Consider the following 10,461-nt stretch of genomic DNA (forward strand, 5'->3'; position numbering starts at 1 on the left):
TGCCGTCGTCCACCGAGCCGCAGGTCAGGAAACGCAGGAAGGATTTGCTTTCCTGCTTGGCCAGGTAATCGGCAACGGTCGCGGCGGCATCGCCGGCTGCTTCGTTCGTCGTCGCCTCTGAAATCGCCGTGGCGCGCATCAGAAATATCCCTCGCGCTTCTTCTTTTCCATGGATCCCGCTTCGTCGCGGTCGATCAGGCGGCCCTGCCGCTCGGAGGTGCGTGCGATCAGCATTTCACGCACAATGCCCGGCAGATCGTCGGCTTCCGATTCGATCGCACCCGTCAGCGGATAGCAGCCGAGCGTGCGGAAACGCACCATCTTCTCTTCGATCTTCTCGCCGGGTTGCAGCTTCATGCGGTCATCGTCGACCATGATCAGCATGCCGTCGCGCTCGACGACCGGCCGCTTCTTGGCGAAATAGAGCGGCACGATCGGGATATTCTCGGCAAGGATGTACTGCCAGATGTCGAGCTCGGTCCAATTGGAGAGCGGGAAGACGCGGATCGATTCACCCTGGCCGACGCGGGTATTGTAGATCTTCCACATCTCCGGCCGCTGGCCCTTCGGGTCCCAGGCGTGGCTGGCATTGCGGAAGGAGAAGATGCGCTCCTTGGCCCGGCTCTTTTCCTCGTCACGGCGCGCACCGCCGAAAGCGGCGTCATAGCGGCCCGCATCGAGCGCCTGGCGCAGCGCCACCGTCTTCATGATGTGGGTATGGGTGTTCGAGCCGTGCACGAAGGGGCTGATGCCCTGCTCCACGCCATCCTGGTTGATGTGGACATCGAGATCGAAGCCGCGCTCGCGCGCCATGCGGTCGCGAAACTCGATCATCTCCCGGAACTTCCAGGTCGTATCGACATGCAGGAAGGGGAAAGGCGGCTTGGCTGGATAGAACGCCTTCATTGCCAGGTGCAGCATGACGGAGGAGTCCTTGCCCACCGAATAGAGCATGACCGGACGCTGGAAGGTCGCCGCGACCTCGCGGAAGATATGGATCGACTCCGCTTCGAGCCGTTCGAGATGGGAAAGCTGCTTCATCGTCAATTGGCTAAGTAAACCTCGCAATTATGTGGAAGACAACTGCAAGGGTTCGCGCCACCCCCTGTGCTTAATCGTAAGATCCCACCCCGATGGGCTGATCTGTTGGTGTATGGACTGAGTGCAAGCATTTGCGCAATGTGTGAATGGTCTTCTGAATGCAAAAATTGAAGGAAATCGGCATCGACTAGTGGCCTGGCCGTCACCCCCCCAATCTCAGCTGTTTTCGCTTTGGCACGATCGATTTTTACATAAGTTAGATCCTGATGGCACGCGGGGGCCACCTATTACCTTAGTCAGGCGTGGGTGCTGCAGCACTAAAGTAAGACAACATGTTAGCTGGGAAATTACAGCGCTAATAAACCATTGTTCGTGTGTATCGCTCTACGCCCAATCCGAGCAATAAAGTAATTGCGCCACATGCGATTAGGTATCCCTTGTCGAGAACCTGTGTGGGATAGTCCAAATAATAGGCCGATCGTAACCATTCAACGCCATGCAAAACAGGGTTCCAAGCTAGGACCTCGATCACTGGGGCAGGCAGTGAGGAGGCAACGAAAAGGGTCCCCGAAAGAATATAAACCAGGATGGTGGCGAGCATGTACGCCATTGCGACTGCCGGGATGATCGCAGCAGCCAAGCTCATCAAGAAGCCGACGCCGATTGCCAATACAAGGGTGGCTGCCAGAGCCGCTACAGCGTTTGGCAGATCAATCGGCAACGCCGGTTGTCCCATGAGAGCAAATATTAGAACCACAAGCACTGCCATCAAGCACGATCCGAAAACCTCTAAAACTGCGCGTCCGAAAATGATGTCGGTCACGCGGATCGCCGGAAATGACAGCATGGGTCTATTGGCTTGGATGGAAACCACCATCATCCGAGAGACGTACATGAAGGCCAAAGTTGGGACCAAGCCGGTTCCAAAGAAAAGCATCAGGCTGTCGCCGTACGGGGCCGAGCGTCCTAACACACTGTAGATTAGCAACAAGATCATCATATGTCCGAGCGGAAAGAAGATGACGATCAGGAACCCAAGGCCGTGATCGAAGAAACGCGTGCGCATATCACGCAGCATCACTGCCTTCATGACATTGCCCTTCCGACGGGCTGCGGTCAGGAAAGATGTACGACTTGGCACAGCGGTTTCCTTTTCGAAGACATTCAAGCGATAATTACTGAAGCAAAGCCTAAACCCCGGCTATCTGGTTAAGCCTTTGCCATGGATGGCTTTCACGCTGTATCCAGCGTCTTCCACGATAACAGGAGTAAGACGTTCAAGGGCGTGTAGGATCGTCCCATCATAAGCAACCGGTTCTTCTGGAAAGTCTGACAATTCAAATTCGGCGCCGAAAAGTCTATTCAGCGCTTTAGTTCTGGCAAAAAACATGTTGCCGACTGGAAATTCAATGAATGCCGGAATCGAAGACAACCCGACGCGCGGCGCAATCCGAGTTGCAGCGCTAAAATTCTCGGTCCATCCGACGGACTGCGGATCCTCGGGATAGATCAGGCCTAATTCCGGGTTTCGATCAAACGCTGCCACGATTTGATCCAAGGCTTCATATCGTCCCCCCAGCAGCGTTTCGAGCAGAAAATCGCGCCAGACTGAAACGGTATCTTCAGCAATGTCCATGCTCTTCTTGCTATGGATGTGTCCGATCACTTTGAAGTCAGACAGGCGGTCTTTGAACCCACATAGGAATGGGCCGATGTCCCGGCCCTTATTTGGGACAACCCGAATGTCCACAGAACCCGAATAGTTTGCAAACGCCTCAGCTGCGACCGATTTGTTGGTTTTTTCGGTTACGGTGATGAGCAAGGTTGGGCGAGAACGATTGAGGGAGATTCGTCGGCAAATTTCCAGAGCTTGGTCCGGATAATGAAGGTGAATATGAAGGGCCACCTCCGCATCCTTTAAATTGACTGCTGGTTTGTCGCTCTGCTGAAGCTGCACGACATCGCGGATCCATGGCCCACTCGGACGACCTGCCCTCAAAAAGTGCGCGTAAGCGTTCTCATATGGCAGTTCCGCAAGCGACGGATGCGACGCTGCATACTGAGCTGGATAAAAGCCAGGTATGGGCCGACGTTCTATGCCGTTCGAGGTTCGATTAATAGAACCAGCGCACAACCGGACGTAGTTGGAGACGACGTCTCTCTGATCAGGGCTATCCCGGATACCGAGCATGTCAAAATCGACGCCGCCATGCTCCAATATCGTCTCGACATCTGTTCGCTCTTGTCGGCTGACGGCCACGGCTTGCTCAAGCAAGCTTCGAAGGTCGTCGACATAGTCGACCATGTTGAACTGGTTAGCGGCCAGTCGCTTGAGATGCTCACTGATCTTACGGCTTCTCTTCTCGCCGGACTTCAGTTTGATAAGAGCCGCAGCCGCTGCTTCGATGTCCAGATAGGGAACAACGAGAGATGAAAGCAACTCATCGTCCTCCAGATATTCGGATACACCATTTGCGTCCTTGAACGAGACCAGAGGTAGTCCCTCAGCAATTGCATCGATCGCAACGTTTGGAAACGGATCCAGCCGCGAACTGAGAAGCATCGCATCGGCCATTCCATACAGCTGGAGCAAGGCCTTCGCATCCATTACAGGCATCATGGCGACAACATCGTCGAGCCCGCTGCGTTGGATTTGATCCTTCAACCAAGCGGAGTAGCCGAGGTCGTTTATCGGATCATAACCCTCTCCAACCCAGACAAATGCCGCTTTGGTTGAAGGGTTCAGACGTCTGTAAGCTGCCGCCGTGGCAATAAATAAATCGACCCCTTTCCGGTACTGCACATAACCGCACCCGATGCAAAGAAAATCAGATTTACTGAGTTCAACGTGAGGCTTTGACCGAGTCCGCGAAGCATCATCCGTTGCTGTTGCTCCAACGTCGGGAACCACACAGCGACCTTGAGGCCGCACCACCGAATGTCGGAAATGACCCGTGATGCCGGCCTCTAGGGCGGATTTCTGGGTCAGCGATGAGGAAAATACCACTCTCTGGGAGCTTGCCAGCACAGTCGAAAGGGTGAGCGGTTGCACATAAGTCGCGAATTCATGAATCAGTGACACGATGGGGACATTGGCAGTTGAAAGCGCCGCCACAATTGCGGCCGTTTCGACACTGTTTGCGAGAGCGGCGGTAACATTGAATTCTGAGATAAGCGGCCGAATAAGCTTTGCAGCTAGCAACTCTGAACTCAATCTGCCGACGTTCACGTCACCGACAACGATCTTGACGGCGAAATCGGCAGCATAGCGAAGCAGCGGACCATCTCTCAAGGAGATGAGGACGATGTTGTGCGTCTGAGAAAATTGCTCAAGAAGGTTGATCCCGAGGATGGGGGCACCGGTGAACGATCCCTCGTGAATGACCAAAGCAACTGTTTCTTTGGATTTATCGTAAACGCGTTTTCCAGGCCGAAAACACGAGCTGAAATCGTAATTACCGATGCGGCCCTCTTTTCGACCATGAAGCAAATAATGATAGAAAAGGGCTCCGTAATTTTTTAGATCGGAATAGGAGCGGTAAACAACAGGGTCAAAATCTGGGTTTGGTTTGAAGCCTCTCGATTCGCCCTTTGCCAGATAATGACGCACGGCTTGGTCGGTATTCTTAAAGCGTTCGCCGCTCTGAATTGCGTAGTAATCGAGGTCGAATTCCCCTGAGTCGATGATTACTCGTTTGATGCTTTTAGAGATGCCATCGGTAGCACTGGTTAGTGACTTAGCCGCCCGTCCCTCTTTGTGGCCATACCGGACGTAATGGACGAAAAGGGGTAGCGACCAGCCATTCAGGTCGGGGTTGGCAGTGAGATAGTATTTGGGATCAAAGCTGGGGTTGGCGCTAAGGCCTCGGCGTTCGCCCGAAATGATGTAATGATAAATGGCGGTATAGAGGCTGAGATGTCTTTTGCCCGACTGCTTTCGATAGTGTTCTAGATCGAACAATTTGCTATTTTTAATTTCGATCAAAGACCGAATAGTATTCTTGCGAGAGACGCCCATTAAATTGTCCAGTCATTCGATTTTTTTGGTTTGGATGGCTCTTGCAAATTTTCGGACGCTACTTTCTGGATCAGCGCTTGGCTCCCATTGCAATAAATTTAAGGCACGGTGAACATCGAGAATGCTGGCATGTATATCAAAAGGCCTTGCGTCCAGATATTTGACGTCAGCCTTCGAGCCGATTTCTTCTTCCAAAATCGCAATTAGTCGATTTAATGATAAGCCCACGCCTGCGCCTATGTTGAAGACAGATGCTTTTCGAACGGATGCGCTTTGTTGTGACATCATTTTAATGAGCGCTATGGATACATCACGTACTGGGATGTAATCGCGCAGATTTTCTCCATCACCCCAAATCGTTATGGGTTCGCCCTTTGCGATCCTTTTCGCAAAGATGGGGATGACGCCCTGCAGGCGTGCTGCGGACTGTCCCTCGCCGAAGGGGTTACTGACACGGGCGATACGTATGTCTGCTCCAATATTCGAATAATAATCGGCATAGCGCTCGGCGAACGATTTTCCCAGTCCATAGGCACCAACGGGATTGAGGGGCGATGTTTCCGGCGTCGGCGTAATTGTCGCATTGCCATAGACCGTTCCGCCGGATGAGACGAAAACGATCGGAATCTTCTGCGACTGAGCAAATTGATAGAGAGCGACTGTTCCCGCTACGTTAGTCGAGATGTCTTGATGCGGGTATGCTTCCGCAACAGCGGGTGTGGTGGACCAAGCGAGATGAAATATTCCATCGGCTTCCGTCGCTGCCAAGTTTGATAAGGTTGTTAGGTCGCCGAGATCAAAATGCACCGTCGTGTGATGCGCGACATAGCGCCGGCCGGCTCTAATCACCTCATGACCACTTTGATCAAGCAGTAAGGCCAAATCTGAGCCCAAAAAGCCAGTTGAGCCGGTCACAATGTATCGCGCCATCGGATCAGCCTATGTCTGCAGGCGTTCGGTCGTTGCCTCAATCAGCACCACACTCATGCGTATTGCTTCTCCAGCCAGTTTTTGTAGGCGCCGGATGTGACGCGGTCGACCCAGCCCTGGTTGGCGAGATACCAATCGACGGTGCGGGCGATGCCGGTGTCGAAGGTCTCGGCGGGCTGCCAGTTCAGTTCGGTCGCGATCTTGGTGGCGTCGATGGCGTAGCGCTTGTCGTGGCCGGGCCGGTCGCGAACATGGGTGATCTGCGTGGCATAACCCTTTCCGTCAGCGCGTGGGCGGCGTTCGTCGAGAAGCGCGCAGATGGTGCGCACCACCTCGATGTTGGTCTTCTCGTTGAAGCCGCCGATGTTGTACTTCTCACCCAGCCGTCCGGCTTCGAGAACGCGGCGGATCGCCGAGCAGTGATCGCCGACATAGAGCCAGTCGCGGATCTGCGTGCCGTCGCCATAGACGGGCAGGGGTTCGCCCTTCAGCGCCCGGTGGATGACGAGCGGGATCAGCTTCTCGGGGAAGTGGTATGGGCCGTAATTGTTGGAGCAGTTGGTGATGATCACCGGCAGCCCATAGGTGTGGTGATAGGCGCGGGCAAAATGATCCGCCGCCGCCTTGGAGGCCGAATAGGGGCTGTTCGGCTCGTAGGTGTTGGTCTCCGAAAACGCCGGCGCATCGGGGTCGAGCGAACCGTAAACCTCGTCGGTCGAAACATGGATGAAGCGGCGGCCTTCTGAGGCAGCATTCGGTCCCCAGGCATGGCGTGCGGCTTCGAGCAGGCGGAAGGTGCCGGTGACGTTGGTGTCGAGAAAGGCTTCCGGGCCATGGATCGAGCGATCCACATGGCTCTCGGCGGCAAAATGGACGACGGCGCGAATATCGTCGGAGGCGAAGATCGTTTTCAGCGCGTCGGCATCGCAGATGTCGGCCTGAACGAAGCGGTGAGCCGGATTACCTTCAAGCGACGCCAGATTGTCCATGTTGCCGGCATAGGTCAGCTTGTCGAGATTGATGACGGGCTCTTGCGAATCCTTGAGCCAATCAAGGACGAAATTGCTGCCGATGAAACCGGCACCGCCGGTGACGAGAATGGTCATGGAAAAAGCTGTCCTGTCGTCTCTCGAACCCAACCGAAGGAGAAGGGCCGTCTGCCGTCAATTACGCGTCGATCGAATACCGCTTACTCGAAGTGCTTCGCATCCTTCAGAGGCGGAGCCTTGCCATCCTTTTCCGACAATTGAATGACATCGGCCGCGATGTGCCAGTCGATGCCAAGCTCCGGGTCATTCCAAGCGATCGCGCCCTCGCACTCCGGGGCATAGGTATCGGTCGTCTTGTAGAGAAACTCGGCATGGTCGGAAAGTGTGACGAAACCATGGGCAAAGCCTGCCGGGATCCACAGCTGCCGCTTGTTCTCGGCCGAAAGCACCGCACCCACATGCTGGCCGAAGGTCGGGGAGGAGCGGCAGATATCGACGGCGACGTCATAGACCTCGCCGGAGACAACGCGCACGAGCTTGCCCTGCGCATGTGGCGGCAGCTGGTAATGCAGGCCGCGCAACACGCCACGGGACGAGCGGGAATGGTTGTCCTGGACGAAAGCGACGTTGGCACCGGTGCCCTCGCGGAACCGCGCCGCGTTGAAGCTCTCCATGAAGAAGCCGCGTTCGTCACCGAACACCTTCGGCTCGATCAGGAAGACGCCCTTGAGCGCAAGTTCCTGGAACTTCATGCCAGCACCCGATCGCTGAGGAGCTGGATGAGGTAGCGGCCGTAATTGTTCTTTGCCAAGGGTGCGGCAAGCGCCTTCAATTCATCCGCATCGATCCAGCCCGACCGGTAAGCGATCTCCTCGGGGCAGGCGATCTTCAGGCCCTGGCGATGCTCCAGCGTGGCGATGAAGTTGCCGGCATCGAGCAGGCTGTCATGGGTGCCGGTGTCGAGCCAGGCATAGCCGCGCCCCATGATCTCGACATTCAACAGGCCTTCGTCGAGATAGAGCCGGTTGAGGTCGGTGATCTCAAGCTCGCCGCGATGCGACGGCGTCAGCTGCTTCGCCTTTTTCACCACCGTGGAATCGTAGAAGTAGAGCCCGGTTACCGCATAGCTCGACTTCGGCTGCTTCGGCTTCTCTTCCAGGCTCAACACCTTGCCGTCCTGGTCGAACTCGACGACGCCGTATCGCTCTGGATCCTGGACGTGATAGGCAAAGACGCTCGCGCCCGTCTCGCGCGACGCCGCATTGTCGAGCAGCCGGCGCAGATCTTCGCCATGAAAGATGTTGTCGCCGAGCACCAGCGCACAAGGGCTGCCATCGAGGAACTCGGCCCCGATCAGGAACGCCTGCGCCAGGCCATCGGGCGAGGGCTGCACCGCATAGGAAAAGCTGATCCCCCAGCGAGAGCCATCGCCCAACATCTGCTCGAAGCGAGGCGTGTCCTCGGGCGTCGAAATGATCAAGATATCCCGGATGCCCGCATGCATCAGCGTCGAGATCGGATAATAGATCATCGGCTTGTCGTAGACCGGCAGCAGCTGCTTGGAGACTGCGCTTGTCACCGGATAGAGTCGCGTCCCGCTCCCGCCTGCGAGTATGATGCCTTTCATGGCGCGTCCTTTTCTTTGCTGCCGACGTCGCGCTTTGGTGGACAACGCGAACTAGACGTTGGCAGTAAGGATGTGTCTTTTTCCCGTCAAATGGTTTGTTGGCGGCTCTGAATTACAATACGTCACGACCAAGCAAATGCCTCGTCACCAGCATGTCTGGATAGTGACCTAGATGAGCTTTGCAGCATGCTCAGCCGTGTTCAACTAGAAAAGCTCTGATTTCTGATGATGAAAATCGCTGTCGCCGGTGCCGGCTATGTCGGACTTTCCAATGCCGTGCTTTTAGCCGCAACTCACGAAGTTGTTGTCTATGATGTCGATGACGATCGAATCGCCAAAATCAACGACAAAAAATCACCGGTTGCCGATGAGGACATTGAGCGGTTTTTACTGCAACGCGACTTATCGATATCGGCGACCAGCCATGTGCGAGCTGCCTTTGAGGCAGCCGATTATGTGATCGTCGCGACGCCAACGAACTACGATACGCATACCAACCGTTTCGATACGCAAAGCGTCGAGGGTGTGGTCCAAGCCGTTCGATCAATCAACTCGACGGCCGTCATAGTCATTAAATCGACAGTGCCCGTTGGGTATACGGCTGACCTCAGTGCTAAATCGTCCGACTATCGGATATTATTCTCTCCGGAATTTCTTCGCGAGGGGCGCGCGCTTCGGGACAACCTATTCCCCTCACGAATTGTCGTGGGTGGACCGCGTCAGGACGCTGAGGCATTTGCAGACATACTTCGTTCTGCATCGAGTAATCCCGAGGCATCGATAATTCTAACTGGATTGTCAGAAGCAGAGTCCATCAAGCTTTTCTCCAATTCTTACCTTGCTATGCGCGTAGCCTTTTTCAATGAAGTCGATACTTATTCGATTATAAATGGGTTGGACGCTCAATCGATTATCGAAGGCGTAAGTTTAGATCCGCGCATCGGAAGCCATTATAACAATCCGTCGTTTGGATATGGAGGCTACTGCCTGCCAAAGGACACAAAGCAACTTCTAGCAAATTTTGAGGATATTCCGCAGAGCTTAATCCGTGCAGTCGTCGAGGCGAACGATGTCCGAAAGAACTTTATCGCTGATAGGGTGGCATCAATGTCACCACGCGTCGTCGGAGTCTTTCGTCTCATCATGAAGAAGGATTCGGATAATTTTCGCGAATCGTCGATCCAAGGGATTTTAAAACGAATCCGAGATCGCGGAATTGAGGTTTTAGTTTACGAGCCGAAATTGTTCGAAGATCGATTCTTGGAGTGCGAAGTGGTTCGAGATGTCAGCGATTTTAAGAATCGTTCAAGTGTCATCATATCCAACCGGAATTCTGAAGAACTGGAGGATGTGAGGCACAAAGTATATACGCGGGACATTTTTGGGACGGATTAATGTTTAATGTCCGAAATATTCTAATTCTCTAATAAATATGGTCGGTGAAGATTTACCTTTCGGACCGATCCCCGAGTTTCGTCATTACTACCCACAGAGCCACAGCCTTGTTGAGCGCTGCCCTTAAATTGTCTGCACGATGCGATCGAACCGCTATTACCGGCCTAGCCCAACGCGATTGCGGGCGATCGCTGCATAGCTTGAATCCCGCTCGATCAGAAACGCACGTCGATCCAAGCGTTGAGCCACAGCACCGGTTGTTCCTGACCCCGCATAGGGATCCACGATCCGATCGCCTTCGTTGGTCAAAGCTGCGACGAGTCTCTCGATCAAGGCCTCCGGAAACTGGCACGGATGACTGGTCTTCTCCCGGTGGTTGTGTTTGACGTTCGGGATATCCCAAACGTCGCCTGGATTCTTGCCGAGCGGATGCCCGCTGAGCTGACCTTTCTTTGGTCCTT

At 54.5% G+C, this 10,461-nt stretch carries 9 protein-coding genes; 1 reads left to right on the forward strand and 8 read right to left on the reverse strand.

The window, feature by feature from the left end:
- Window positions 1-138: 138 nt before the first annotated feature.
- The 7 genes from cysD to rfbA all read right to left on the reverse strand — a co-directional run bounded on the left by cysD (window position 139) and on the right by rfbA (window position 8,605).
- Window positions 139-1,041 (reverse strand): sulfate adenylyltransferase subunit CysD, encoded by a 903-nt coding sequence (cysD, locus tag GC125_RS00075; protein WP_151983176.1) that lies wholly within the window; start codon window positions 1,039-1,041, stop codon window positions 139-141.
- A 355-nt stretch (window positions 1,042-1,396) separates the two neighbouring features.
- Entirely contained in the window at window positions 1,397-2,131 is a 735-nt protein-coding gene (locus tag GC125_RS00080) for an ABC transporter permease (RefSeq protein ID WP_151983177.1), read from the reverse strand.
- 111 nt (window positions 2,132-2,242) lie between these two features.
- A complete protein-coding gene (locus GC125_RS00085) occupies window positions 2,243-5,059 on the reverse strand; it encodes a rhamnan synthesis F family protein (protein WP_151983178.1) in 2,817 nt (938 codons plus the stop codon).
- A 12-nt stretch (window positions 5,060-5,071) separates the two neighbouring features.
- Entirely contained in the window at window positions 5,072-5,989 is a 918-nt protein-coding gene (locus GC125_RS00090) for an NAD-dependent epimerase/dehydratase family protein (protein ID WP_151983179.1), read from the reverse strand.
- Between the two features lie 53 nt (window positions 5,990-6,042).
- Window positions 6,043-7,095: a dTDP-glucose 4,6-dehydratase gene (gene rfbB / locus GC125_RS00095; RefSeq protein WP_151983180.1), complete on the reverse strand. Its 1,053-nt coding sequence runs from the start codon at window positions 7,093-7,095 to the stop codon at window positions 6,043-6,045.
- 83 nt (window positions 7,096-7,178) lie between these two features.
- Window positions 7,179-7,730 (reverse strand): dTDP-4-dehydrorhamnose 3,5-epimerase, encoded by a 552-nt coding sequence (gene rfbC, locus GC125_RS00100; RefSeq protein ID WP_151983181.1) that lies wholly within the window; start codon window positions 7,728-7,730, stop codon window positions 7,179-7,181.
- Complete coding sequence (gene rfbA / locus GC125_RS00105; protein ID WP_151983182.1) at window positions 7,727-8,605, reverse strand: glucose-1-phosphate thymidylyltransferase RfbA; 879 nt, start codon at window positions 8,603-8,605, stop codon at window positions 7,727-7,729. The genes rfbC and rfbA overlap by 4 nt, the downstream gene beginning before the upstream one ends.
- A gap of 225 nt (window positions 8,606-8,830) precedes the next feature.
- Here rfbA and GC125_RS00110 point away from each other — a divergent pair, with 225 nt between their 5' ends.
- Window positions 8,831-10,000 carry a nucleotide sugar dehydrogenase gene (locus GC125_RS00110; RefSeq protein WP_353617021.1) on the forward strand — a complete coding sequence of 390 codons (1,170 nt, stop codon included), beginning with the start codon at window positions 8,831-8,833 and terminating at the stop codon, window positions 9,998-10,000.
- Between the two features lie 156 nt (window positions 10,001-10,156).
- On the opposite strand, the gene GC125_RS00115 is transcribed toward GC125_RS00110, so the two are convergent.
- Window positions 10,157-10,461: DNA-methyltransferase (locus GC125_RS00115; protein ID WP_199864372.1), on the reverse strand; the 305-nt coding region annotated here is incomplete at its 5' end.

This window comes from Rhizobium sp. EC-SD404 (genome assembly GCF_902498825.1).
In the GTDB taxonomy this organism is placed as follows: Bacteria; Pseudomonadota; Alphaproteobacteria; order Rhizobiales; family Rhizobiaceae; genus Georhizobium.

What these genes read in the sequence shown, in the direction of transcription:
- cysD (WP_151983176.1), bottom strand. Translation starts at nt 1,041, where the DNA reads ATGAAGCAGCTTTCCCATCTCGAACGGCTCGAAGCGGAGTCGATCCAT.
- GC125_RS00080 (WP_151983177.1), bottom strand. Translation starts at nt 2,131, where the DNA reads ATGAAGGCAGTGATGCTGCGTGATATGCGCACGCGTTTCTTCGATCAC.
- GC125_RS00085 (WP_151983178.1), bottom strand. Translation starts at nt 5,059, where the DNA reads ATGGGCGTCTCTCGCAAGAATACTATTCGGTCTTTGATCGAAATTAAA.
- GC125_RS00090 (WP_151983179.1), bottom strand. Translation starts at nt 5,989, where the DNA reads ATGGCGCGATACATTGTGACCGGCTCAACTGGCTTTTTGGGCTCAGAT.
- rfbB (WP_151983180.1), bottom strand. Translation starts at nt 7,095, where the DNA reads ATGACCATTCTCGTCACCGGCGGTGCCGGTTTCATCGGCAGCAATTTC.
- rfbC (WP_151983181.1), bottom strand. Translation starts at nt 7,730, where the DNA reads ATGAAGTTCCAGGAACTTGCGCTCAAGGGCGTCTTCCTGATCGAGCCG.
- rfbA (WP_151983182.1), bottom strand. Translation starts at nt 8,605, where the DNA reads ATGAAAGGCATCATACTCGCAGGCGGGAGCGGGACGCGACTCTATCCG.
- GC125_RS00110 (WP_353617021.1), top strand. Translation starts at nt 8,831, where the DNA reads ATGATGAAAATCGCTGTCGCCGGTGCCGGCTATGTCGGACTTTCCAAT.